Origin of the sequence: Cupriavidus sp. UGS-1, assembly GCF_021213615.1 — a bacterium.
Taxonomy (GTDB): domain Bacteria; phylum Pseudomonadota; class Gammaproteobacteria; order Burkholderiales; family Burkholderiaceae; genus Cupriavidus.
Genome location: NZ_JAJQJF010000002.1, coordinates 137,719 through 162,030, shown reverse-complemented (window position 1 = coordinate 162,030; position 24,312 = coordinate 137,719). Strand labels below are relative to the sequence as shown.

At 68.3% G+C, this 24,312-nt stretch carries 20 protein-coding genes and 1 tRNA gene; 10 read left to right on the top strand and 11 right to left on the bottom strand.

Annotated elements, in window-relative coordinates:
• Nucleotides 1-971 precede the first annotated feature (971 nt).
• A tRNA-Arg gene (locus tag LRR16_RS03345) sits at nucleotides 972-1,046 on the top strand.
• Nucleotides 1,047-1,175: 129 nt separating this feature from the next.
• On the opposite strand, the gene LRR16_RS03340 is transcribed toward LRR16_RS03345, so the two are convergent.
• Entirely contained in the window at nucleotides 1,176-1,616 is a 441-nt protein-coding gene (locus LRR16_RS03340) for a hypothetical protein (protein ID WP_006576840.1), read from the bottom strand.
• Nucleotides 1,617-1,974: 358 nt separating this feature from the next.
• Between LRR16_RS03340 and LRR16_RS03335 the strand changes: the two genes are divergently transcribed.
• Both LRR16_RS03335 and LRR16_RS03330 read left to right on the top strand, forming a co-directional pair.
• On the top strand, nucleotides 1,975-3,303 hold the full coding sequence (locus tag LRR16_RS03335) for a TrkH family potassium uptake protein (RefSeq protein ID WP_232204793.1): 1,329 nt from the start codon (nucleotides 1,975-1,977) through the stop codon (nucleotides 3,301-3,303).
• The gene (locus LRR16_RS03330) at nucleotides 3,296-3,991 is read left to right on the top strand and encodes a TrkA family potassium uptake protein (protein ID WP_006576838.1); all 696 of its coding nucleotides are present in this window, start codon (nucleotides 3,296-3,298) and stop codon (nucleotides 3,989-3,991) included. The genes LRR16_RS03335 and LRR16_RS03330 overlap by 8 nt, the downstream gene beginning before the upstream one ends.
• Nucleotides 3,992-4,117: 126 nt before the next feature.
• Here LRR16_RS03330 and LRR16_RS03325 read toward each other — a convergent pair whose 3' ends face one another.
• The 4 genes from LRR16_RS03325 to LRR16_RS03310 form a co-directional block, all read right to left on the bottom strand.
• Nucleotides 4,118-4,984, bottom strand: a complete 867-nt coding sequence (locus tag LRR16_RS03325; RefSeq protein ID WP_232204792.1) for an aminoglycoside 6-adenylyltransferase — start codon at nucleotides 4,982-4,984, stop codon at nucleotides 4,118-4,120.
• 7 nt (nucleotides 4,985-4,991) lie between these two features.
• Nucleotides 4,992-5,345, bottom strand: coding sequence for a BrnA antitoxin family protein (locus LRR16_RS03320; RefSeq protein WP_232204791.1), 354 nt, complete (start codon nucleotides 5,343-5,345; stop codon nucleotides 4,992-4,994).
• A complete protein-coding gene (locus LRR16_RS03315) occupies nucleotides 5,329-5,598 on the bottom strand; it encodes a BrnT family toxin (RefSeq protein ID WP_043440957.1) in 270 nt (89 codons plus the stop codon). The genes LRR16_RS03320 and LRR16_RS03315 overlap by 17 nt, the downstream gene beginning before the upstream one ends.
• Nucleotides 5,599-5,778: 180 nt before the next feature.
• Nucleotides 5,779-6,960, bottom strand: a complete 1,182-nt coding sequence (locus LRR16_RS03310; protein WP_232204790.1) for a benzoate/H(+) symporter BenE family transporter — start codon at nucleotides 6,958-6,960, stop codon at nucleotides 5,779-5,781.
• Nucleotides 6,961-7,396: 436 nt separating this feature from the next.
• Between LRR16_RS03310 and LRR16_RS03305 the strand changes: the two genes are divergently transcribed.
• From LRR16_RS03305 to LRR16_RS03290, 4 genes are all read left to right on the top strand, one after another.
• The gene (locus LRR16_RS03305; protein ID WP_232204789.1) at nucleotides 7,397-8,605 is read left to right on the top strand and encodes an NAD(P)/FAD-dependent oxidoreductase; all 1,209 of its coding nucleotides are present in this window, start codon (nucleotides 7,397-7,399) and stop codon (nucleotides 8,603-8,605) included.
• Between the two features lie 56 nt (nucleotides 8,606-8,661).
• Complete coding sequence (gene creB / locus LRR16_RS03300) at nucleotides 8,662-9,369, top strand: two-component system response regulator CreB (protein WP_064572915.1); 708 nt, start codon at nucleotides 8,662-8,664, stop codon at nucleotides 9,367-9,369.
• 21 nt (nucleotides 9,370-9,390) lie between these two features.
• Nucleotides 9,391-10,839, top strand: a complete 1,449-nt coding sequence (creC, locus tag LRR16_RS03295; protein WP_232204947.1) for a two-component system sensor histidine kinase CreC — start codon at nucleotides 9,391-9,393, stop codon at nucleotides 10,837-10,839.
• 172 nt (nucleotides 10,840-11,011) lie between these two features.
• Nucleotides 11,012-12,973, top strand: a complete 1,962-nt coding sequence (locus LRR16_RS03290; protein WP_232204788.1) for an ATP-binding cassette domain-containing protein — start codon at nucleotides 11,012-11,014, stop codon at nucleotides 12,971-12,973.
• 280 nt (nucleotides 12,974-13,253) lie between these two features.
• Here the strand turns inward: LRR16_RS03290 and LRR16_RS03285 are convergent, their stop codons facing one another.
• Together LRR16_RS03285 and LRR16_RS03280 are read right to left on the bottom strand one after the other, a co-directional pair.
• Nucleotides 13,254-13,391 carry a hypothetical protein gene (locus tag LRR16_RS03285; protein WP_232204961.1) on the bottom strand — a complete coding sequence of 46 codons (138 nt, stop codon included), beginning with the start codon at nucleotides 13,389-13,391 and terminating at the stop codon, nucleotides 13,254-13,256.
• The gene (locus LRR16_RS03280; RefSeq protein WP_023263934.1) at nucleotides 13,388-14,599 is read right to left on the bottom strand and encodes an MFS transporter; all 1,212 of its coding nucleotides are present in this window, start codon (nucleotides 14,597-14,599) and stop codon (nucleotides 13,388-13,390) included. The genes LRR16_RS03285 and LRR16_RS03280 overlap by 4 nt, the downstream gene beginning before the upstream one ends.
• A 359-nt stretch (nucleotides 14,600-14,958) precedes the next feature.
• On the opposite strand from LRR16_RS03280, the gene LRR16_RS03275 reads away from it, so the two are divergent.
• A complete protein-coding gene (locus LRR16_RS03275; protein WP_064572921.1) occupies nucleotides 14,959-16,962 on the top strand; it encodes a DNA topoisomerase IV subunit B in 2,004 nt (667 codons plus the stop codon).
• A 29-nt stretch (nucleotides 16,963-16,991) separates the two neighbouring features.
• A complete protein-coding gene (gene parC / locus LRR16_RS03270; RefSeq protein WP_006578371.1) occupies nucleotides 16,992-19,316 on the top strand; it encodes a DNA topoisomerase IV subunit A in 2,325 nt (774 codons plus the stop codon).
• Between the two features lie 121 nt (nucleotides 19,317-19,437).
• Here parC and LRR16_RS03265 read toward each other — a convergent pair whose 3' ends face one another.
• The 3 genes from LRR16_RS03265 to LRR16_RS03255 form a co-directional block, all read right to left on the bottom strand.
• On the bottom strand, nucleotides 19,438-21,036 hold the full coding sequence (locus LRR16_RS03265) for a SulP family inorganic anion transporter (RefSeq protein WP_232204787.1): 1,599 nt from the start codon (nucleotides 21,034-21,036) through the stop codon (nucleotides 19,438-19,440).
• 35 nt (nucleotides 21,037-21,071) lie between these two features.
• A complete protein-coding gene (locus tag LRR16_RS03260; RefSeq protein WP_232204786.1) occupies nucleotides 21,072-21,704 on the bottom strand; it encodes a carbonic anhydrase in 633 nt (210 codons plus the stop codon).
• A gap of 251 nt (nucleotides 21,705-21,955) precedes the next feature.
• Nucleotides 21,956-22,552, bottom strand: a complete 597-nt coding sequence (locus LRR16_RS03255; RefSeq protein WP_156526357.1) for a LysE/ArgO family amino acid transporter — start codon at nucleotides 22,550-22,552, stop codon at nucleotides 21,956-21,958.
• A gap of 108 nt (nucleotides 22,553-22,660) precedes the next feature.
• On the opposite strand from LRR16_RS03255, the gene LRR16_RS03250 reads away from it, so the two are divergent.
• The gene (locus LRR16_RS03250) at nucleotides 22,661-23,611 is read left to right on the top strand and encodes a LysR family transcriptional regulator ArgP (RefSeq protein ID WP_232204785.1); all 951 of its coding nucleotides are present in this window, start codon (nucleotides 22,661-22,663) and stop codon (nucleotides 23,609-23,611) included.
• 103 nt (nucleotides 23,612-23,714) lie between these two features.
• On the opposite strand, the gene LRR16_RS03245 is transcribed toward LRR16_RS03250, so the two are convergent.
• Nucleotides 23,715-24,293, bottom strand: coding sequence for a flavin reductase family protein (locus tag LRR16_RS03245; protein ID WP_232204784.1), 579 nt, complete (start codon nucleotides 24,291-24,293; stop codon nucleotides 23,715-23,717).
• Between the last annotated feature and the right edge of the window lie 19 nt (nucleotides 24,294-24,312).

Sequence of the window (24,312 nt, the reverse complement as noted above, 5' to 3'; positions counted from 1 at the left end):
GGCAAGAGGTGGGCGCAGTGCAAAGTCTTAAAAAGGCTTCGGCGCCAATCGGAAGGCCGTGACGACAGACTCAGCTGGCAGTACGGCGGCAGGCAGGGGGCGACCGGTGCAAGACCGGAAGCCGGGTCCCTGGCAGGCAAACAGCGACGAGGCTGTTCAACAGGATCGGAGACGAGGCGGCGTCAAGTGAGATGGCGGCCTGGCAAGCGGCGGGTGGTCGAACACTACTGGAAAACGACCGGAGAACCGAGCGACAGAACTTGAGAGCGGAAGCGGCATCGCCTCTGGCCCGTGGGGCTGGTCGGCGTGTGCACGGCTCGCATTGCGAACTCACGGGGCGCATTCTAGCAGAATCCGCAAATTCTTGCTGCACTGCGAAAACATGGTCCGCAAGCGCCTTTGGGCGGACATTCGCGAGGCCGCCGCTGGCGGGCGAGTCCACGTCTCTTGAATCCCCGAACCCCCGCCCTATACTCGCAGTGTCGACACGAAGTGCCGGCACGGATGCGGACAACCTCCCACCCGATGGCCGTCTCCAGCGAGTGCCTCGCTGTTCGCCATCGGTATCTCCGCAATGCACGCCAGCGCCTTCTTTCTCCGACTGTCCGGGTGGTCCGGATGGGCGGCCGCGACATCGGCGGAACCATGAGGAAGAGGACCTGTACCGTGGCTTGTGGCGATGCCGCCAGCGTCGACCCAGACTGCCCGGCCCGTCCGCAGCCAGCCCGCCAGGACATTGGCGGGCTTTTCATTTGCGCGGGAGTTGGCGCCACGATGCGGGCTCGACGCCAGATCGCACCCGCGACGCAGCTCCGCGCGCGAAATCGCACATTTCCTGGTGCCGGCGAGACGCTCCCCGCCAAGTGACTTTGCTATACTCCGCCCCTGCCTCGGCCGATCGCCGAGCGCGCGGTTTCACCGGTTCGACGGTGGCCGCATCCCAGGGCGTCGCAGCGATGCCCGTCTATCCGCTCGCCGTAGTTCAATGGATAGAACGAGCGCCTCCTAAGCGCTAGATACAGGTTCGATTCCTGTCGGCGGGACCAATCCCCATATCCGTATTCGCATCGCCCCGTTTCCACGCGGTTGCCGCTCGCAATCCGCGACGCCGGACGCCGCGCGTGCTGGCATGGCCGAGCGTCGGCATCCGGCAGGACCGAAACGACTATCGAGGATCAGGCGCCGTCGAGGAACGGGCTGCGCTGGCCGAGGCGCGTGCCCAGCGCATCCGGCGGCAGGCTCATGCTGGCCGGATCGAGGGCAGGGTCGGTGCTCGCCATGCCCGCTTGCGCGGCAGGCGCGGTGGCTTGCGCGTACGGATCGCCGGAGACCGGCGCGGCGGCTGGAGCTTGCGCCGTTGCCGCCGGCATGCCCTGCATCGGCTGGGCCGAAGGCATCGACTGCGTGGCAGGCGCGGACTGGATCGACTGCGTGGGTTGCGCGGATTGCGCGGATTGCGCGTATGGCGAGGATTGGGTGGACTGCATCGGCTGCATCGTCTGCGCGGCCGGCATCGGCTGAGTCGGCTGCATCGGCTGGGACTGCTGCGCGAGCAGCGGGTACGACGCGATCATCGCGCCAGCCATCAACAGGGATTTCGCCAGATGTTGCTTCATTCGTGTACCTCCATCAAAACGCCTACAGGCAAGGGAGGAATCACTGTAGCGGCGAGGCGTCTGACATTCTGTTCGATTTTGCAACGGTGATTTACGAGCCTTGTCATCGGCGCCAATGCGGCTTACAACCACGCGCGCAACACTGCGTGCCGCGCTGGCATGCATGTCAAACCAGCGCGAACGCAAGGGCTCGACGTAAATGGGCCAGTGTAGAATCGGCGGCCTGTTGCGGTAGCGCGTGAACCAGCTCTGACGCCGCGGTCGAGCGCCTTCTCGGAGTCGGCAACATGGACGGACAACAAGAAGCGATCCCCTGCGTGCCTCGGACCGGCACCGTCGATGCGCGGATGGCCCATCGATGAAAGCCATCGCGCATCCCCCACGCATCGTCGCGATGGTCTTCCTGCTGGCGATCGCGGCCGGCACGCTGCTGCTGCGCTTGCCGATATCCCAGGCCGACGGGCAGCCCGTGCCGTGGCTGACGGCGCTGTTCACCGCGGTATCCGCGATCTGCGTGACGGGCCTGCTGGTCGTCGACACCGGCAGCTACTGGTCCGGCTTCGGCCAGGCCGTGATTCTCGTGCTGTTCCAGATCGGCGGCTTCGGCATGATGACGGCAGCGACGCTGCTGGGCCTGATGGTCAACCGCTCGCTGCGGCTGCGCACCAAGCTGATCACGCAGGTCGAAACGCGCTCGCTCGGCGTTGGCGACGTGACCAGCGTGGCGCGGCTGGTGCTGGTGGTGACGCTGGCATCCGAGGCCGTGGTCACGGCGCTGCTTGCCTTGCGGCTTCGCTACGGCCATGACCTGCCATGGGGCGATGCCATCTGGAGCGGACTGTTCCATGCGGTGTCCGCCTTCAACAACGCCGGCTTTTCGATCCATGCGGACAGCCTGACGCGCTATGCCGCCGATGCGCTGATCCTGATTCCGGTGATGGTCGCCGTCGTGGTCGGCGGTATCGGTTTCCCGGTGCTGCACGATGTCCGGCGCAAGGCGCGCAGTCCCCATCATTGGTCCCTGCATACCAAGCTGACCCTGGCCGGCACCGCGGTGCTGCTGGCGATGGGCTTTGTCGGGGTCCTGCTGTTCGAATGGACCAATCCGAATACGCTGGGGCCGATGTCGGCCGGCGACAAGCTGCTGACCGCGGCGTTCGCCTCGGTATCCGCGCGGACGGCCGGCTTCAATACCGTGGACATCGGCGTGCTGACGCCGGAAACATGGGCGCTCCACTACTTCCTGATGTTCGTCGGCGGCGGCAGCGCCAGTACTGCCGGGGGCGTCAAGGTGGGCACAATCGCGATCCTGGCGCTGCTGGTGTTCGCCGAAATCCGCGGCCAAAGCGATTGCGAGGCATACGGCCGCCGGCTGGGCGCATCGGCCCAGCGCCAGGCCATCACGGTGCTGGTGCTCGGCAGCGCGCTGGTCACCCTCGGTACACTGGTGTTGCTGCGCACGACCGATATTCCGACCGATCAGGTGATCTTCGAGGTCATCGCCGCCTTCGGCACGACGGGCCTGTCGACGGGCATCACCGGGGATCTGCCGGCGCCGGCCCAGTTCACGCTGGTGCTGCTGATGTACGCCGGGCGCGTGGGCACCATCACGCTGGCGGCGTCGCTGGTATTGGGCGAGCGCCGCATGCCGTTCCGCTATCCCGAGGAGCATCCAATTGTTGGCTAGATTATTTACCGAGCAGTTCTCGTTCTCGAAGGGCGACAGCGTGGTCGTGATCGGGCTCGGCCGCTTCGGCAGCTCGGTCGCGCAATCGCTGATGCGCCTGGGCCACGACGTGATGGGCCTGGACAAGGAAGCGGAGCCGGTGCAGGTCTGGGGCAACTACCTGACGCATGCGGTGCAGGCCGATTCCACCAACGTCAACGTGATGCGCCAGCTCGGCGTAGCCGACTTCGCTCATGCCATCGTCGGCATCGGCTCGGACCTCGCCGCCAGCCTGATGACGATCATGACGCTGACCGAACTCGACATCAAGGACATCTGGGTCAAGGCGATGTCGGCCGAACACGGGCAGATCGCGCAGCGCATCGGCGCGCATCACGTGGTCTATCCGGAAGCCGACATGGGCGAGCGCGTCGCGCACCTGATCACCGGCCGCATGATGGATTTCATCGAGTTCGACGACGGTTTCGCGATCGCCAAGGTCCATGCGCCGGCGTCGACCCACAACCAGACGCTGGCGCAATCCGGCGTGCGCGAGAAGTCCGGCGTCACGGTGGTCGGCGTCAAGCGCGCCAACGAGGATTTCCAGCACGCCACGCCAAGCACGCGCGTATTGCCGGGCGATCTGCTGATCGTGTCGGGCCCGACGCGCAAGATCCAGTCGTTCGCGGGCGACGTCACCAAGCGCTAGTGGACGGTCCCGGGGCAGCATGACGAGCTGACTCGATCAAGCGCGCCGCCTGCTGGCACTGGCGCAGACGGGCCTGCACGACGGCCGCGATTCCCTCGATGCCGAGGGTGGCGGCGCGTTCCCCGGTCAGCCGCGCAGGCGCGCCAGCACGGCCCGATTCCATTCCTGGATCTGATCCTCGCAGGCCTGCGGATATGCCAGTCCGGTACGCTCGGCCACCTCTCGCCCGAGGCGCCCATAGAGTTCGACCGTGGCGTCGAAAGCGCGCCGGGCATCCGCGGTGTCGAAGCGTCCGAAAACCTGCTGCATCGCATGCCATGTATCGCGATCGGTCCACTGGTCCATGCGCAGGCCGTTGTGCCAGACGTCGACCTTGCCGCCGTGCAGCGCCAGCGCATGCCATTGCGCCATGCACAGCAGCAACGTCTTCATCGTCCAGTCGCGCTGCTTGACCAGCCACAGTTCGCCGCGCACCAGATAGCGCGGGACATGAAAGGCCTCGAACCAGAACTCTTCGACACTGTCCTGGAATTCCTTCTGTGACGGCAGGCGTTGCGGCGGGAACCGATACGGCGCAGGCGGCAGCAATGCGCAAACGCCAGCCTTGTCGAGCAGGACGCGATAGCCGCGGGCATACAGGTCGTCCAGTCCCCCTGCACCGGCGGCGGTCAGCCGTTGCAGCCGTTCGACACCGGCCACGGTGAAGTCGATCTTGACGCCGCCCCGGTATATCGCCAGCCGCGTCGGCCAAGGCTGTTCGTCGCCGGCCTCGAGGCGCAACACCGTGATCGGCGCGCCAATCTGGTGGAGCCACTCGTCGTCGCGCGCCAGCGTATCGGGATCGGACGAGATGAGCTCGATATCGAGGTCCGAATACTGGTCCGCGGAACCATCCTGTCGTGCCAGCGAACCCGTCTGGATCACCGCCAGGACCGCGTCCGTGGCGCTCGCCCAGTCCAGTACCGACTGCAGATAGCCGTCTCGTGATGTCATGCGACGCTCAGCAGCCGCGCGCCAGCATCCGATGAGCCTTGGCATAGGCGCGCAGCGCATCATTGATGCGCGTTTGCCACCCGTCGCCGGTTGCCTTGAATGCCTGCAGCACGTCAGGATCGAGTCGCAGGGTTTGACTGACTTTGCGTTCGGCCGCCGGAAGGGCAGGGCGACCCCGTCGCTTGATCAGCGCCTCAACGTTTTTCTCGCCAAGCACTTCGGCCAATGCTTCACGTGCCGGACGCATACGCTTGATCTGCTCGGTCGTCAGTTCGACCGCATCCGGATCGCCCGCAATGCCGCGCGCGATGGCGGCGTTCTCGTGGGCGGCCGGCATGGTCAGCTTAGATTTCCTGTTCATAGTCTCGCACCTCTCGGAAATTGGCTTTGCGTAGACTGATGGCCCGCAGCGTGTCGCCTCGTATGGTGAAGACCAGACAGTGCAGGCGGGTACCGATCGGGCCGTAGGCGATGTAGCGTGTTTCGCCGTATTGCCTGCGTTCATCTATTGCAATCAATGCCTTGTCGAAATCCATCAGGCCTGCGTCGGCCAAGGACATGCCGTGCTGGCGCACGTTGCGGCTGTCTTTCACGCAGTCGAACTCGATTTCCATGGATTATTGTAGTAGCAAAAAATATGTTGAACAAGATTTTTGCTACTACGCTAAATCGCCGAAATCGGCTGCGCTTGTGCCGAGTTGACGAAAGCTGTCGGGAACAGGCCGTAGTTGGAGCGGATGCGCCGTTGTCTCAATGCTCCGGCGCGCCGCGAAGCCCCAAGTCTGCGTTGACCTTCAACGGCCTTCCCGCGGCCGCAGCACCCACAGCGCGACGATCCCGCCCACCACGCCCCAGAACGCCGAGCCGATGCCGACCAGCGTCATGCCGGAGGCCGTGATCATGAAGGTCAGCAGCGCGGCCTCGCGCTCGCCAGCGTTTTGCATCGCCGTGGTCAGGCCGCTGGCGATCGAGCCGAGCAGCGCGAACGCCGCCACGGCGATCACCAGCGCCTGCGGGAAGGCAGCGAACAGCGCCGCGATGCTGGCGGCCAGCGTGCCCGCGACCAGGTAGCCGATGCCGCAGACCACCGCGGCGGTGTAGCGCCGCGCCGGGTCCGGGTGCGCCTCGCTGCCGGTGCAGATCGCCGCCGTGATCGCGGCGAGGTTGATGCCGTGCGAACCGAACGGGGCCAGTACCGCCGAGGCCAGGCCCGTCACGGTGATCAGCGGCGACGCCTTGACGTGATAGCCGTCGGCCCGCAGCACGGCCAGGCCCGGAATGTTCTGCGATGCCAGCGCGACAATGAACAGCGGGATCGCGATGCTGACGAAGGCCTGCAGCGAGAACGCCGGCGTGGTCCACACCGGCGCCGCCACCGCGAAATGGAACTGCTCGAAATGCAGTTGTCCGAGCATGCCCGCCAGCGCGACGCCGATCACCAGCACACCGGGTACCGCATAGCGCGGCCACCAGCGCTTGCCCAGCAGATAGACCGCGAACATCGGCAACAGCAGCAGCGTCTGGTGCTGCGCCTGCACGAACACGTCGATGCTGATGCGAAACAGGATGCCGGCCAGCAGCGCCGCCGCGATGCTGGCCGGCAGCGCGCGCATCAGCCGGTCGAACCAGCCGGTCAGGCCGGCAGCCGTCATCAGCAGCGCCGCCAGCAGGAAGGCGCCGATCGCTTCGGCGTAGGGCACGCCGGGCAGGCTGGCGATCAGCAGCGCCGCGCCGGGCGTGGACCAGGCGATCACGATCGGCACGCGCGTGACCAGCGACAGTCCGATCGTGGTCACGCCCATGCCGATCGACAGCGCCCAGATCCACGACGCGATCTGCGCGTCGCTGAGGTGTGCGGCCTGTCCGGCCTGGATCATCAGCACCAGCGAACTGGTGTAGCCGGTCAGCATGGCGACCAGTCCGGCGACGAAGGCCGAAATGGAGAGATCGGTGACTTTGAGCGTGGCGGAAGGCATGGCGATTTGTTTCAGTCGGTGCGGCCGATCGCATATTGCGGCAACAACCGCCGCTGCGGCGATCGGCAACGGCAGACGCAATGCGAAAGAGCGTGGCGATCGGGCCAGCAGTGCGTTGAAGGCGACATCTTCGCACGAGCGCGCGATGCCGTCGCCGCGGCGGGCGGACCGCCGCCGGACTACAGGCGTTTTCCCTTACGGATTTGTCCGACTGGAGCACCCATCGCGGTCCCGATACAGTGAGGCCGTGCCTTGGGAGCAGGGCACCGAGGAGAGACTCTTCAGCCCGCCTATGTCGCGGGCTGTTCTTTTTTTGGGCCGCCGCTCGGCCCACCGAGGCGCCTCCCGCGACCCGCCGCTACACATCGACCCCACGCCGCCTTCACATTCGCCCGCGACACTGCGCTGCCTGTCACCGACGCAACAGGAGCCCGGCATGATGCCAACCCGTCCCGCAGTGTCCGTTCCGAAGTCCGCTTCCGCCAGCCCTCTGGATAGCGCCTCCACCGTCTCGCGGTTTCCCGCCAGCACTGCCGACTACGACGTGATCGTCGTCGGCGCCAGCTTCGCCGGCGCGGCATGCGCGCTGGCGGCTGCCCGTGCCGGGCTGCGCGTGGCGGTGCTCGAGCGCAAGAGTGATCCCGGCGCGAAGCTCCATACCACCGGCATCGTCGTCAAGGAAGCGGCCGAGCGCACCTGGCTGGGCCGCGCGCCGGCGCACTGTTTCCGCCGCGTCGAGCACGTGCGGCTCTATTCGCCGGCGCTGCGCAGCCTGCGGCTGGACGCGCCCGGCTACTACTTCCTGACCACCGATACGCCGGCGCTGATGCGCTGGCTGGTCGACGAGCTGGCGCGGCATGGCGTGGCGGTGCACCTGGGCACGCCGTTCGTGCAGGCGATGCGCGACGGCGACCGCTGGCGCATTCCGGGCATCGGCCGCACGCGCTACCTGATCGGCGCGGACGGTGCGAAATCTCGCGTGGCGGCCTGGCTGGGCCTGCCCGGCCCGCGTGACTTCCTCTATGGCATCGAGTACGAATTCGACGGCCTGACGCTGCCCGAGCCCGGGGCCCTGCATTGCTTCGTCGGCAAGCGCTTTGCACCCGGTTATCTCGGCTGGGCCGCGCAGACACCCACCGGCGTGCAGATGGGCGTGGCGCTGCGGCGGCGCCGGCGCGGCCCGCGCACGCCGGATATCGACGGATTCCTGGCCCGCGTGCGTCATCTGCTCGGCGTGCCCGACGACGCGGTGCCGGCGTCGACGCGCGCCGGCCTGATTCCCTGCGGCGGCCCGGTGCTGCCGCTGGGCCGCGATGGCGTGCTTTTGGCGGGCGATGCCGCCGGCGTGGTGTCGCCGGTCACCGCCGGCGGCATCCATTCTGCGTGGGAACACGGCGAGACGATCGCCGCCGCGATCGCCGCGCATCTGCGCGATGGACGGCCGGCGCCGGAGCGGACCGTCCCGCGCGCCACGCCGCGCTTTCGCGCAAAGCGCGCGCTGCGCTGGCTGTTCGACCGCTGCCAGTCCGACCGCCTGTTCGAGTGGATGCTGTATTCGCCGCCGCTGCGCTGGGCCGCGCAGCGGCTCTATTTTCACCGCCGGCGCCAGCGGCAGGGCGGGGCGGCCGTCGGCGCGCTCGACTAGAATGACGGACCCGTTTCCCCCTCTCATTTCCTGCCGCAGCCGCCCGCAAGTCCTCGATGCAAGCCAACGCCACGCATGCCCCGTCGATCCTCGTGGTCGACGACGAGTCCGCCATTGCCGATACGATTCTCTATGCGCTGCGCACCGAGGGCATGCAGGTCGAGCATTGCGCGCTGGGCGGCGAGGCGATCGCGCGGCTGCGCGCGCAAGCGGTCGATCTGGTGATCCTCGATGTGGGCCTGCCGGACCTGAACGGCTTCGAGGTCTGCCGCACGCTGCGCACCTTTTCCGATGTGCCGGTGATTTTCCTGACCGCGCGCCACGAGGAGATCGACCGTGTCGTCGGGCTGGAGATCGGCGCGGACGACTATGTGGTCAAGCCGTTCTCGCCGCGCGAACTGGCGGCGCGCGTGCGCGTGATCCTGCGCCGCATGCGCGGCCGGGGCGAGGGCGCCGCGCCGGCGGGCGGACAGGATGCGGTGCCGCCGTTGCTGCACGATCGCGACGGCGCGCGGCTCGCCTACCGCGGCCAGTGGCTCGACCTGACCCGCTACGAATACCGGCTGCTCGCGCTGCTGGCCGACCATCCGGGCCGCATCTACTCGCGCGCGCAGCTGATGGACCTGGTCTGGGACGACGCGCTCGATACCAGCGACCGCACGGTGGACACCCATATCAAGACGCTGCGCGCCAAGCTGCGCGCCGCCGGCGACGAGGACCCGATCCGCACCCATCGCGGCATGGGTTACTCGCTGGCCATCTGAGCGGGACCGGCGACGGATGCAATCGGCCTGCGCATCTTCCTGGGTTTCTTCCTGATCGTCGGGCTGGCGGCCTGGCTGACGCTTCGCGTGTTCGTGCAGGAGGTCAAGCCGGGCGTGCGCCAGGCGATGGAAGACACGCTGATCGATACCGCGCACGCGCTCGCGGCGCTGGCGGCCGACGACATGCGCGACGGCCGCATCGCCGACGGTGCCTTCGCGCGCCAGCTGAACGCGCTGCGCGACGCGCCGCTGGACGCGGAGCTGTGGGGGCTGCGCAAGCGCGAGATCGGCTACCGCGTCTATGTCACCGACACGGCCGGCATCGTGCGTTTCGATTCGGCCGGCACCGCGGTGGGCCAGGACTATTCGCGGTGGAACGACGTCTACCTGACGCTGCGCGGCAAGTACGGTGCGCGCAGCACGCGCAGCGACCCGAACGACGAGGGCAGCACCGTGATGTACGTCGCGGCGCCGATCCGCGATGGCGAGCGCCTGCTGGGCGTGCTGACGGTGGCCAAGCCCAATGCGGTGATGGCGCCGGTGATCGCGCGCAGCCAGCACCGCATCCTGCTGCACGGGCTGCTGCTGATGGGCGTGGCCGCGGCGATCGGCCTGGCCTGCACGTTGTGGCTGGCGAACGGATTGCGCCGGCTGCGGCGCTATGCGCGCGCGGTGGCGGCGGGCGAGCGCGCCGCGATGCCGCTGTCGGGCGCCGGCGAGCTGGCCGAGCTGGGCAGGGCGATGGAGACGATGCGCCTGCGCCTGGAGGACAAGCAGTACGTCGAGCACTACATCCATACGCTGACGCACGAGATGAAGAGCCCGTTGGCGGCGATCCGTGGCGCGGCGGAATTGCTGCGCGAGGACATGCCCGCGCCCGATCGCGCCCGCTTCGTCGGCAATATCGACAGCCAGGCGCGGCGCCTGGCCGAGATGGTCGCCAAGCTGCTGGCGCTGGCCGAGGTCGAGCAGCGCCAGCGGCTGGAGGCGCCGCGTCCGGTCGCGCTGGCGCCGCTGCTGACGGAAGTGGCGGCCGAACTGGAACCGCGCGCGCGGCAGCGCGGCGTGGTGCTGTCGCCGCGCGTCGAGACCGATGCCGCGCCCGCCGAAGTGCTGGGCGATCCGTTCCTGCTGCGGCAGGCGCTGGTCAACCTGATCGACAACGCGGTCGACTTCGCGCCGGCCGGAAGCACGGTCGTGCTGGGGCTGCACCGCGAGCGCGGCGCGCACGGGGAGGCGCTTGCCGTGACGGTCGCCGACAGTGGCCCGGGCATCCCCGACTACGCGCTGCCGCGGGTGTTCGAGCGCTTCTATTCGCTCCCCCGGCCGGGCGGCCGCGACAAGGGCACCGGGCTCGGCCTGTGCTTCGCGCGCGAGGTGGCGCTGCTGCACCGGGGCGAGCTGACACTCGGCAACCGGCCGCAAGGCGGGGCCCAGGCGATGCTGCGCCTGCCGGCGGTGCCGCGCTAGCCCTCCGTCCGCGGCGGGCGCGCCGCTCCCGCGCATGCTCTACAATGCCGGCTCGCCGCCGATCCGGCATGACGCGCGCCGTGCCAGGCTCGCGCCGCGTCCTCCGCGCCGGCCTCGGCGCTCGCGACCCTTCATTTCGCGCCCTTATTTCGCGCCTCCTTCCTTCGCTGTCATGGCCCTGTTCTCCATTTCCGACGCCCAGCTGGCCTTTGGCCATGTGGCGCTGCTCGACCACGCCGACTTTTCGCTGGAGGCCGGCGAACGGGTCGGCCTGATCGGCCGCAACGGCTCGGGCAAGTCCTCGCTGCTGAAGATCGTGGCCGGACAGGCCGCGCCAGATGACGGTCTGATCGCGCGCCAGCAGGGCATCACCACCGCCTATGTGCCGCAGGAACCCGAGTTCGCGGCGCAGCTGACGGTGTTCGATGCGGTCGCCCAGGGCATGGGCGCCGCCCACGACCTGCTGGTCGCCTACGAACATGCCGCCAACCGGCTGGCCGAGCATCACGACGAGGCCACGTTGGCCGAACTGCATCGGCTGCAGTCGGAGCTCGACGCGGCCGATGCCTGGCAGCTGCGCACGCGCGTCGAGACGACGCTGGCGCGGCTGGGCCTCGATCCGGTTGCGCGCGTCGACGCGCTGTCGGGCGGCACGCGCAAGCGCGTGGCGCTCGCGCAGGCGCTGGTGGCGGAGCCCGATATCCTGCTGCTCGACGAGCCGACCAACCATCTCGACGTCGAGGCGATCCGCTGGCTCGAGGATCTGCTGCTGGGCTTTCGCGGCAGCGTGCTGCTGATTACCCACGATCGTGCGTTCCTCGATCGCGTCGCCACGCGCATCGTCGAGCTCGATCGCGGCAAGCTGGTGTCCTTCCCCGGCAACTTCGCCGCTTACCAGACGCGCAAGGCCGAGATGCTGGCGGCCGAGCAGGTCGAGCAGGCCAAGTTCGACAAGCTGCTCGCGCAGGAGGAGGTGTGGATCCGCAAGGGCGTGGAGGCCCGCCGCACGCGCAGCGTCGCGCGCATCCAGCGGCTGGTGACGATGCGTGCCGAACGGGCGGCGCGGCGCGAGGTGCAGGGCAATGTGAAGCTCGAGGTCTCGCAGGCCGAGCGCTCGGGCAAGATCGTCGCCGAACTGACCGGCGTGACCAAGTCCTTTGGCGAGCGCACCGTGGTGCGCGACTTCACCGGCACCATCATGCGCGGCGACAAGGTCGGCCTGATCGGGCCGAACGGCGCGGGCAAGACCACGCTGCTGCGGCTGATCCTCGGCGAACTGGCGCCGGACGCGGGCGTGGTCAAGAACGGCAGCAATCTGCGGGTTGCGTACTTCGACCAGATGCGTACGCAGCTGGATCTGGAGACGTCGCTGGCCGACACCATCAGCCCCGGCAGCGACTGGGTCGAGGTCAACGGCCAGCGCAAGCACGTGATGAGCTATCTGGGCGATTTCCTGTTCGCGCCCGAGCGGGCGCGTTCGCCGGTCAAGTCGCTGTCGGGCGGCGAGCGCAACCGGCTGCTGCTGGCGCGGCTGTTTGCAAGGCCGGCCAATGTGCTGGTGCTCGACGAGCCGACCAACGACCTCGATATCGAGACGCTGGAACTGCTGGAGGAACTGCTGCAGGACTACGGCGGCACCGTGTTCCTGGTGTCGCACGACCGCGCCTTCCTCGACAACGTGGTGACCTCGACGATCGCGTGGGAAGGCGAGGGGCGCTGGCGCGAGTATGTCGGGGGCTATTCGGACTGGGTCCAGCAGTCGGAGCGCAGCGCGGCCGCGCAGGGCCAGAAGGGAGCGGAGCGGGGCGCGGAACGCAAGGCCACCGAGACCGGCAAGCCCGCCGGCGGGGACGAAGCGGCCAAGGCGGCGGGGCGCGATGCGCGCGGCGCCAACCGGACCGTCAAGCTGTCGTACAAGGAGCAGCGCGAACTCGACGCGCTGCCCGAGCGCATCGCCGCGCTGGAGGCCGAGCAGAAGACCATCGGCGGGCAGCTCGAGGACGGCTCGCTGTATGCCAGCGACCCGCCGCGCGCCGCGCAGCTGGCGGCGCGCTTCGACGAGATCGAGATGGAACTGCTGGAAGCGCTGGAGCGCTGGGAGTTGCTGGAGGCCAAGCGCCGCGGCGAAGGCTAGGGCGCGGGCGCTTTCGGCAGGCTGCCCTCTCCCCCGGGCCCTGTCCCGCAAGCGGGAGAGGGGAGTGTCGATTCATCGGGGGGGGGGGCTGGTTCATCGAATGCCGCCGGTTTCTCCCTCTCCGAAGGCGGGAGAGGCCGCGTCGGCTCATCAGTCCCGCCGGTTTTTTCCCCTCTCCTCAAGCGGGAGAGGCCGCGTCGGCTCATCGAGTCCCCCGGTTTTCTCCCTCTCCCGCGCGCGGGAGAGGGGCGGGGGAGAAGGCATTGGGCGCCCAAATCCCTCACCCGCACCAGGCCAGCACCATATTGGTCACATCCACCATGAACCCGGGCTGCAGATAACCGATAAAGCCGAGCACCAGCGCCGCCGCCAGCGTGGCGGCGCCCATGATCCGCAGCACGCGCGTCGTCATGGTCACGCGGCCGCCGCCTGCGGGCGCACCAGCGCCTGCTCGCGGATCGGCAGATTGACCAGCGCCGCGACCACGCCGAGCGCGATCGCGATGCCCCAGACGATGTCGTAGGCGCCGGTGCGGTCGTACAGATAGCCGCCCAGCCACGCGCCGAGGAAGCTGCCGATCTGGTGCGAGAAGAACACCACGCCCGACAGCATCGACAGGTACTGCACGCCGAACACCTGCGCGATGATGCCGTTGGTCAGCGGCACCGTGGACAGCCACAGCGCGCCCATCAGCGCGGCGAATACCCAGGTGCTGAACGCCGACAGCGGCAGCAGCAGATAGGCCGCGATCACGATGGAGCGGCTCAGGTAGATGAACGACAGCAGGTAGCGCTTGGGCATGCGCTGGCCCAGCGCGCCGGCGGTATAGGTGCCGAACACGTTGAACAGCCCGATCAGTGCCAGTGCCACGGTGGCGACCTTGGGATCGGTGAAGCCGCGGTCCTTCAGGTACGGCGCCAGGTGCACGCCGATGAAGACCACCTGGAAGCCGCAGACGAAATAGCCGAGCGTCAGCAGCTGGAAGTTGCGGTTGCCGAACGCTTCCTTGACCGCCTGGCCGATGGTCTGGCGATGGCCGTGCGCCGCGCCGCCCTGGTCCGGCTCGCGCAGTGCGATCGCCAGCGGCAGCATCATGCAGGCCATCACCGCCAGCACGAACAGCGCGTTCTGCCAGCCCACGCCCGAAATCAGGCTCTGCTCGACCGGAATCATCAGGAACTGGCCGAACGAGCCGGCCGCCGCGGCGATGCCCATCGCCCAGACCCGCTTCTCGGGGCTGGCGACGCGCCCGATCACGCCGTAGACCACGCTGTAGGTGGTGCCTGCCTGCGCGATGCCGATCATGATGCCGGCGCCCGAGGCGAACGCGGTGCCGCTGCTGGCCATCGCCATCACGACCAGACCCGCCACGTACAGCGCCACGCCGACCAGCATCACCTTGAGCGCGCCGAACTTGTCGGCCAGCGCGCCGGCAAAGGGCTGCGCCGCGCCCCACATCAGGTTCTGCAGCGCCAGCGCGAAGGCGAAGGTTTCACGGCTCCAGCCGTGCGCCTGCGTGATCGGCAGGTTGAACAGGCCGAAGCCGTGGCGGATGCCCATCGACAGCGTGACGAGCAGGCCCCCGCAGATCAGCACGGTGGTCAGGGAGAGTGGTTTTCTTGGCATGTCTGGCTCGGTCCGGAGGGTGTTGCTGTTGTCGTTGTTGTGTTGTTCGTTGCCGTCGTCTTGCCCTGCCGGGCAATCGTGCTGGCGAGTGTACTCCGCATCGAAAAGGCGCGTCGGCCGCCGCCGAATTCACCCGGCCGGCCAGGGTTTTATGCGGAGGGAGTGGCCAGCGAGCCGCGCCGGCGAGCCTTCGGCTCGGCCGCGGCCTGGGACGCCGTCCCTGCTGGAACGGGCAGAATTCCCCGCTTGATACGGGATTGGCGCCTGCAGCGTTCCATTACAATGCAGGCTGCCCGGCCTGGCCGGCCCTCCCGATGCGGATGTCCGGCGGCCGCGATTCCCACTTTCGTAACGACTCCATGGCGAGCAAACCCAGTCAGTACAGCGAATCTTCCATCCGCGTCCTGAAAGGACTGGAGCCGGTCAAGCAACGACCCGGCATGTACACCCGTACCGACAACCCGCTGCATATCGTGCAGGAGGTCATCGACAACGCCTCCGACGAGGCGCTGGGCGGCTTCGGCAGCGAGATCGTCGTCACGCTGCATCGCGACGGCAGCGTCAGCGTCGACGACGACGGCCGCGGTATTCCGGTCGGCATCCATCCCGAGGAAAAGGTGCCGGTCGTCGAGATCGTCTTCACGCGGCTGCACGCGGGCGGCAAGTTCGACAAGGGCAAGGGTGGCGCCTACGCGTTCTCGGGCGGCCTGCACGGCGTCGGCGTGTCGGTGACCAATGCGCTGTCGACCCGGCTGGACGTCTCGGTCTGGCGCGACGGCAATTTCTCCACGCTGACCTTCTCCGGCGGCGACGTGACCACGCCGCTGACCACGCGCAAGATCGAGCGCGGCGAGAAGAAGAACGGCACGCGGGTGCAGGTCTGGCCCGATCCGAAGTACTTCGATTCGGCCACGATTCCGCTGGCCGAACTGCAGCGGCTGCTGCGCAGCAAGGCGGTGCTGCTGCCCGGGGTCAAGGTCACGCTGGTCATCGAGAAGAGCGGCGGCCAGGAGCCGACCGTGCAGACCTGGCAGTACGACCAGGGCCTGAAGGGCTATCTGATCGAGGCGCTGGCGCAAGGCAGCGGCGCCGAGCTGGTGATTCCGATGTTCGAGGGCGAGCATTTCGCCGATCCCGATGCCAATGCCGGCGAGGAAGGCTTCGCCGAGGGCGAGGGCGCGTCGTGGGTGGTGGCCTGGACCGAGGAAGGCGCGCCGGTGCGCGAGTCCTACGTGAACCTGATCCCGACGCCGGCCGGCGGCACGCACGAATCCGGCCTGCGCGAGGGCCTGTTCCAGGCGGTCAAGAGCTTCATCGAGATGCACGCGCTGCTGCCCAAGGGCGTCAAGCTGATGTCCGAGGACGTGTTCGCGCGCGCCTCATTTGTGCTGTCGGCCAAGGTGCTGGACCCGCAGTTCCAGGGCCAGATCAAGGAACGGCTGAACAGCCGCGACGCGGTGCGGCTGGTCTCGACCTTCAGCAGGCCGGCGCTGGAGCTGTGGCTGAACCACCATGTCGACTATGGCAAGAAGCTGGCCGAGCTGGTGATCCGCCAGGCCCAGGCGCGCACGCGCGCCGCGCAGAAGGTCGAGAAGAAGAAGGGCTCCGGCGTGGCCGTGCTGCCCGGCAAGCTGACCGACTGCGAATCGACCGACGTGTCGCGCAATGAGCTGTTCCTGGTCGAGGGCGATTCGGCCGGCGGCTCGGCCAAGATGGGCCGCGACAAGGAGTTCCAGGCGATCCTGCCGCTGCGCGGCAAGGTGCTGAACACCTGGGAGACGGAACGCGACCGCCTGTTCGCCAACAACGAGGTGCACGACATCGCGGTGGCGATCGGCGTGGACCCGCACGGCCCGGACGACGAGCCGGACCTGTCGAACCTGCGCTACGGCAAGATCTGCATCCTGTCGGATGCCGACGTCGACGGCGCGCACATCCAGGTGCTGCTGCTGACGCTGTTCTTCCGCCATTTCCCCAAGCTGATCGAGCAGGGGAACGTCTATGTCGCGCGTCCGCCGCTGTATCGCGTCGACGCGCCGGCGCGCGGCAAGAAGCCTGCGCAGAAGCTGTACGCGCTCGACGACGGCGAGCTCGAGGCGATCCAGGACAAGCTGATCAAGGACGGCGTCAAGGAAGGCGCGTGGCAGATCTCGCGCTTCAAGGGCCTGGGCGAGATGAGCGCCGAGCAGCTGTGGGAGACCACGATGAACCCCGACACGCGCCGGCTGCTGCCGGTGGCGCTCGGCGAGTACGACCTGCCGAAGACGGTCGGCGTGATGAACATGCTGATGGGCAAGGGCGAGGCCGCGCAGCGGCGCAACTGGCTCGAGGAACGCGGCAACGAAGTCGTGGCCGACATCTGATCGCCGCTGACGGCAGGTATTGAGCATCCATGGAACAACAAGACATTACGTTTCAACCCGACGAGCCGGCTGATTCGCTGACGCTCGCCCACTACGCCGAACGCGCCTATCTGGACTATGCGATCAGCGTGGTCAAGGGCCGCGCGCTGCCAGAGGTGGCCGACGGCCAGAAGCCGGTGCAGCGCCGCATCCTGTTCGCGATGCACGAGATGGGCCTGCGCGCCGACGCCAAGCCGGTCAAGTCGGCACGCGTGGTCGGCGACGTGCTGGGCAAATTCCACCCGCACGGCGACCAGTCGGCCTACGACGCGCTGGTGCGGCTGGCGCAGGACTTCTCGCTGCGCTATCCGCTGATCGACGGCCAGGGCAACTTCGGCTCGCGCGACGGCGACGGCGCCGCGGCGATGCGCTACACCGAGGCACGGCTGACGCCGATCGCGCGGCTGCTGCTCGACGAGATCGACCAGGGCACGGTCGACTTCGCGCCGAACTACGACGGCTCGATGGAAGAGCCCAAGCTGCTGCCGGCGCGGCTGCCGTTCGTGCTGCTCAACGGCGCGTCCGGCATCGCGGTCGGCATGGCCACCGAAATCCCGCCACACAACCTGCGCGAGGTCGCCGCGGCCACGGTCGCGATGATCCGCAATCCGAACATCACGCTGGCCGAGCTGCTGGCGCTGATGCCGGGCCCGGACTATCCGGGCGGCGGCCAGATCATCTCGTCGCCGGCCGACATCGCGCAGATCTACGAGAGCGGCCGCGGCAGCCTGAAGGTGCGTGCGCGCTGGGTCATCGAGGACATGGCGCGCGGCCAGTGGCAGCTGGTGGTCAACGAGCTGCCGCCCGGCACCTCGGCGCAGAAGGTGCTCGAGGAAATCGAGGAACTGACCAATCCGAAGGTCCGCGCCGGCAAGAAGTCGCTGACCCCCGAGCAGCTGCAGCTGAAGCAGACCATGCTCGGCGTGCTCGACGCGGTGCGCGACGAGTCCGGCAAGGACGCGCCGGTGCGGCTGGTGTTCGAGCCCAAGAGCAAGAACATCGACCAGCAGGAATTCGCGCAGACGCTGCTCGCGCATACCAGCCTCGAGACCGGCGCGCCGATCAACCTGGTGATGATCGGCACCGACGGCCGTCCGCGGCAGAAGGGCCTCGCCGAGATCCTGCGCGAATGGATCGCCTTCCGCTTCGAGACGGTGACCCGCCGCAGCCGGCACCGGCTGGGCAAGGTCGAGGACCGCATCCATATCCTCGAAGGCCGGATGCTGGTGCTGCTCAATATCGACGAGGTGATCCGCATCATCCGCGAGGGCGACGAGCCCAAGCCCGCGCTGATGCAGGCCTTCGGCCTGTCCGAGCGCCAGGCCGAGGACATCCTCGAAATCCGGCTGCGCCAACTGGCGCGGCTCGAATCGATCCGCATCGAGCAGGAGCTGAAGGACCTGCGCGAAGAACAGGCCGACCTCGACGTGCTGCTCAAGTCCGAGACCATGATGCGTCGTCGCATCGTCAAGGAGATCGAGGCCGACGCCAGGCAGTACAGCCCGGCCGACAAGGACCCGCGCCGCACGCTGATCCAGGAAGAGCGCCGCGCCGCCGCGGAAGTGCGCGTGATCGACGAACCGGTGACCGTGGTGGTGTCGCAGAAGGGCTGGGTGCGCACGCGCCAGGGCCATGGGCACGATCCGCAGCAGTTCACCTTCAAGGCGGGCGACGCGCTGTACCGCACCTTCGAATGCCGCACGATCGACGTGCTGCTCGCCTTCGGTACCAATGGCCGCGTCTATTCGGTGCCGGTCGCGGGCCTGCCCGGGGGCCGCGGCGACGGCGTGCCGCTGACCACGCTGGTCGAGCTGCAGGCGGGCACGCAGATCGCGCATACGTTCGCCGGCACGGCCGATCAGCGCATGCTGATCGCGACGCGCGGCGGCAACGGCTTCCAGAGCAAGGTCGGTGACATGATCAGCCGGCAGAAGGGCGGCAAGTCGTTCCTGACGCTCGACGATGGCGACGCGCCGCTCTCGCCCGCGCCGATCGGCGACGAGGCGACGCACGTGGCCTGCCTGTCGGGCAATGGCCGCCTGCTGCTGATCGCGCTCGACGAGATCAAGGTGCTGTCCGGCGGCGGACGCGGCGTGATCCTGATGGAGCTGGAACCGAAGGAAACGCTGCAGCAGGTCGCCGCGGTGGGCGCGCCCGGACTGATGGTGTCCGGGCTCGGCCGAGGCGGCAAGGCGACGTCGCAGAAGCTGGCCGGCGCGAACCTGCTTCCCTATGTCGGCAAGCGCGCGCGCAAGGGCAAGGCGGTCGAGCTCAGGCTCAAGGAGATGGCGATCGAGCCGGTGAAGGCCGATTGATGCCCGCTGGATCGGCGGGTTGATCGCCGGTTGATTGCCGGTTGATTGCCGGTTGATTTGCCGGTGGTTGACTGACCGGCCGCCCGCCCGCTCGCCGCCCGCGTCGCAACGCGGGCGGCCGCTACGACCCGGCGGCGGCCAATGCCCCCGGCAGGCGCGACGCCGGCCCCGGCGTGCGCAGCGTGACATCGATGCCCGCCACCCGCGCGGCGCGCTGGAAGTCGGTCAGCGTTTCCTCGATATCGTGGTCGATGCGCTCGCAACGGGTCGCATCGATGATCAGTTTCCCGCCCGCTTCCACCTTCGCCAGATGGCGCCGCAGCTGCGCCTTGTGGAAGAACGACACGTCCTTGTGCAGCCGTAGCAGATAGCAGTCCTCGTAGCGTGTCAGCGAGATCGCGCTCTGCGCATGATGGCGCAGCGTGAAGGCGATTCCCACCGCCATGCCGATGGCGATGCCGAACAGCAGGTCGGTGGCCAGGATCGCCGCGATCGTCACGACGAACGGCAGCGCCTGCGCCGGCCCCTTGCGCCAGGCCTCGACGAACAGCGCCGGCTTGGCCAGCTTGTAGCCCACATGCAGCAGGATGGCCGACAGCGCCGCCAGCGGAATCCAGCGCAGCAGATCCGACAGGAACAGCACGCTGGCCAGCAGCAGCACGCCGTGCACGACCGCCGACACCTTGGTGCGGCCGCCCGCGCTGATATTGGCCGAGCTGCGCACGATCACCGCGGTCAGCGGCAGCGCGCCCAGCAGGCCGGCCACGATATTGCCGACGCCCTGCGCGTAGAGCTCGCGATTGGGCGGCGCCACGCGGCGCATCGGGTCGAGCTTGTCGACCGCCTCCAGGCTCAATAGCGTCTCCAGGCTGGCGACGATCGCCAGCGTCAGCGCGACCACATAGAGATCGGGATTGGCCAGCGCCGAGAAGTCCGGGCGCGCCAGTTCGGCCAGCAGCGAAGCCGGGCCGTCGATGGCCGGCAGCTGCACCAGATGATCGGGCGCCAGCGCGGCATCGGGGCTCGCATGCACGGCGAAGCGCTGGTACAGCACGCCCCACAGCACCGCCAGCAGCGGCGCGGGCAGGGCCCGCAGCGCGCGCCGTTGACGGATGAAGTCGGTATCCCACAGCACCAGGATCGCCAGCGCGACCGCGGCCACCGTCAGGTTGCTGCCCGACACCATGCCGAGCGCCTGTTGCGCGGCGTCGGCCAGGCCGGCCTCGTCGACCATCCGGCTATCCAGCGGCGCGGACGAAGGCAGGCCGAGCGCGACCGGCAGCTGCTTGATGATCAGCAGCAGGCCGATCGCCGCGAGCATGCCCTTGATCACCGCCGACGGCACCAGCGCCGCGATATCGCCGGCGCGCAGCCACGCGAAGACGATCTGCAGCATGCCGGCCAGCATCACCGCGACCAGGAACGCGGAAAAGCTGCCGAGCGTCGCGATCGCGCCGACGACGATGACGACCAGGCCGGCCGCGGGACCGCTGACGCTCAGCTGCGAGCCGCTCAGCATGGCGACCACCACGCCGCCGATCACGCCGGCCAGCAGGCCGGACAACAACGGTGCGCCGGAGGCCAGCGCGATGCCGAGGCAAAGCGGCAGCGCAACGAGAAACACCACCACGCCGGCCGGGATATCGCGGCCGAGATGGCGCAGATAGGCATCGCGCGAGGACGGGATGGAGACAGTCGAGGTAGGGGGCGCCGAGTTCATAGGGTCGATGCGGTCCAGTGGTCAGGTCGATGGGGTCAGGCGGCCAGCGGTTCCAGGCCCGTTGCCGCTTCCGTGCCGTCCAGGCACAGCCGCTCCTCGAGCAGACCCGTTTCCAGCGAGTAGATCCATGCATGCAGGCGCAGCACGCGGCCGCTGTCCCACACCTTGCGGACCAGCGGCATCCCGGCCAGCTTGCGCACCTGCGCAATCGCATTGAGTTCGACCAGGCGCGCGGTGCGGGCGTCGTCGCCATCGAGACGATCGAGCTCGGCGCAGTGCGCGCGATAGACCTGCCGGATCTCGTCCAGCCGCGCATCGACATGCGGCAGCTCCGGAACGCGCGCCAGCGACGCGCGTACGCCGCCGCAGCCCTGATGCCCGCAGACGATGACGTTGCCGACGCGCAGCACCTCCAGCGCGTACTGCAGCACGCTCATCAGGTTGGGGTCCTCCTCGCACACCAGGTTGGCGATGTTCCGGTGCACGAACAGATCGCCCGGCTCGGCATTGGTGATCAGTTCCGCCGGCACGCGGCTGTCCGAACAGCCGATCCACAGCACATCCGGCGCCTGGCGCACGGCCAGGCGCTTGAAGCGTTCGGGATCGCGTGACAACACTTCGGTGGCCCAGGCGCGGTTCTCGAGCATCAGGCGTTTGGCGACTTCCATGGTGGCTCCTTGCTGGCGGACGGTTGGAACGGGACGGCCGCCGCGGCCACGTGCACTGCGCCAGCGTTTGCAACGAGGCGCAGCGTCAGTGCGGAAACACGCTGGTGCACTGCATCAGTGCATCGGCATCGCGGTGCCGTACGGCGGAACAACTCTTCGTCCGGCCGCGGCAAAAGTCAGTTCCGTGTTACATCGCACAAATTTGTGCAATGCAGAATTCGGCCGCATTGAAAGCCGCGCGGGCGCGCTCGCTAGCCCAGTAACAACGTCAAGGCCAGACCGATCATTACCGCCGCGATCGCGCCGTCGAGACAGCGCCACGCCACCGGGCGGCGGAACAGCGGCGCCAGCAGTCCGGCGCCATAGGCGAGCGCGAGAAACCACGACAGGCTGGCCAGCGCCGCGCCGATGCCGAAGATCCAGCGGCCATCGCGGCCATGCTGGCTCGCCAGCGCGCCAAGCAGCACCACGGTATCGAGATAGACGTGCGGGTTCAGGAAGGTGAAGGCGAGGCAGGTGGCCAGCGCGGTCGCCAGCGGCAGCGGCGCCGCGGCCTGCAGTTCGACCTTGCCGGCATCGAAGGCACGGCGCGCCGCCAGCAGGCCATAGGCCGCGAGGAAGGCCGCGCCGCCATAGCGCGTCAGCGTCAGCCAGCCGGGATGGGCGTGCAGCAGCGCGCCGAGGCCGGCGATGCCGACACCGATCAGCAGCGCATCGGACATCGCGCACAGCAGGGCCACCGGCAGACGGTGCTGGCGCCGGATGCCGAGCCGCAGCACGAAGGCGTTCTGCGCGCCGATCGGAATGATCAGCGCCAGGCTGGACAGAAAGCCGGCCATCAGGGGCATGTCGATCTTCATCGGGGGAGCGCGCGGCAGTGGAAAGGTCGTCAGCCTAGCTTGGCCCCAGTCAAAAGAAAAACTAAACTTCCTTGCCCTGGATTAGAAACGCTAACGATGAAGATCGACAACGGCCAACTGGCCGCCTTTGCCGCGGTGCTGCAGGAGGGAAGCTTCGAGGCCGCCGCGCGGCGCCTGCATGTCACGCCGTCGGCAATCAGCCAACGGATGCGCCAGCTCGAGGAGCGGCTCGGCCAGGTGCTGCTGCAACGCGGCAGCCCGTGCCAGCCCACCGCGGCGGGCCGCACGCTGGCGCGCTACACCGAGCAGCTGGCGCTGCTCGAAGCGGAGACCCTGGCCGAACTGGGCGATGCCGACGGCAATGGCTTGCGGGGCACGGGCGGGATGCCGCTGCGCGTGCCGCTGGCCGTCAACGCCGATTCGCTCGACAGCTGGTTTCCCGCCAGCTTCGACGCATTGTCGGCCGAGCCCGCGATGGTCTTCGATCTTCGCGTCGAGGACCAGGACCATTCGGCGACGCTGTTGCGCGAGGGCGTGGTGATGGCGGCGGTCAGCGCCAGCGCCGAGCCGGTGCAGGGCTGCACGGTCGAACCGCTGGGCATCATGCGGTATCTGGGCGTCGCTTCGCCGCAGTTGATCGCGCGGGCGTTTGCGAAGGGAGCGAACGCAGGCAGCCTGTCGCGTACGCCGATGCTGGCCTTCAATCGCAAGGATGCGCTGCAGGCCCGCTTTATCGCGCTGCTGATCGGGCCCGATGCCGAGCAGCCGATGCCGCCGATTCACTACGTGCCCTCGACCGCCGGCTTCGTCGCGTTTGCCCAGCGCGGGCTCGGCTGGGGCATGATGCCCGAGCCCTTCGTGCGCGAGCCGCTGGCGCAGGGCTCGCTCGCCGAATTCGCGCCCGGCCGGCACCTGGACGTGCCCTTGTACTGGCACCGGTGGCGGCTGCGCTCGCCGGCGCTCGACGCGGTCACGCACGCGGTGCGGCAGGCGGCGGCAGTGTCGTTGCGGCCGTTGCAGCCGTTGCGGGCGGGTAGAAAGCGCTGAACGATCGAAGTCGCGTTCGGCTCAGGCCAGGGGCTGATCTTTGGATCAGCAGATCGGCTTCGCGGCGATGACCATCGAGCTTGGGTTGGGCGCAGGGTTTGGGTCAGCCGATCGGCTTGGCGACGATCGTCGAGGACGAACGCACGAAATTGCCGCCGCCCAGATGATGGATCGTATGCAGCGCCTCGTTGCCGGCATCGAACTTCCACCGGCCATTGGCGAACACGCGCGGATCCGCGGCGGCCGCGACGACCTCGCCGAAGCAGGTGTCGTAGGCATCCTCGGTATGCGCTTCCGGAATCAGCCGGCACTCCATCCACGCGCTGCAGCCGGCTTCGATCAGCGGCAGTCCCAGCTCGGGGCCGGTGATGGTGGCGATGCCGAATTGGGCGTACTTGTCGACATCGCGGCCGGTGGCGCTGCCGACCGCATAGGTCATGTCGATCGCGGCCGCGCCGGGAATGCAGATGCCAAAGCTGCCGCTCGCCGCGACCAGCTCGCGCGTGAAGGTGCGCTTGTCGATCACGATCGCAATGCGCGGCGGCGTGAATTCGACCGGCATCGACCACGCGGCGGCCATCACGTTGCGGCGGGCGCCGTCGCTGCTGGTGATCAGCACCGTCGGGCCATGGTTGATCAGGCGGCTGGCGTATTGCAGGGGAACGGGCTGGAAGGCGGTCATCGGCGGGCTCGGCAATGAA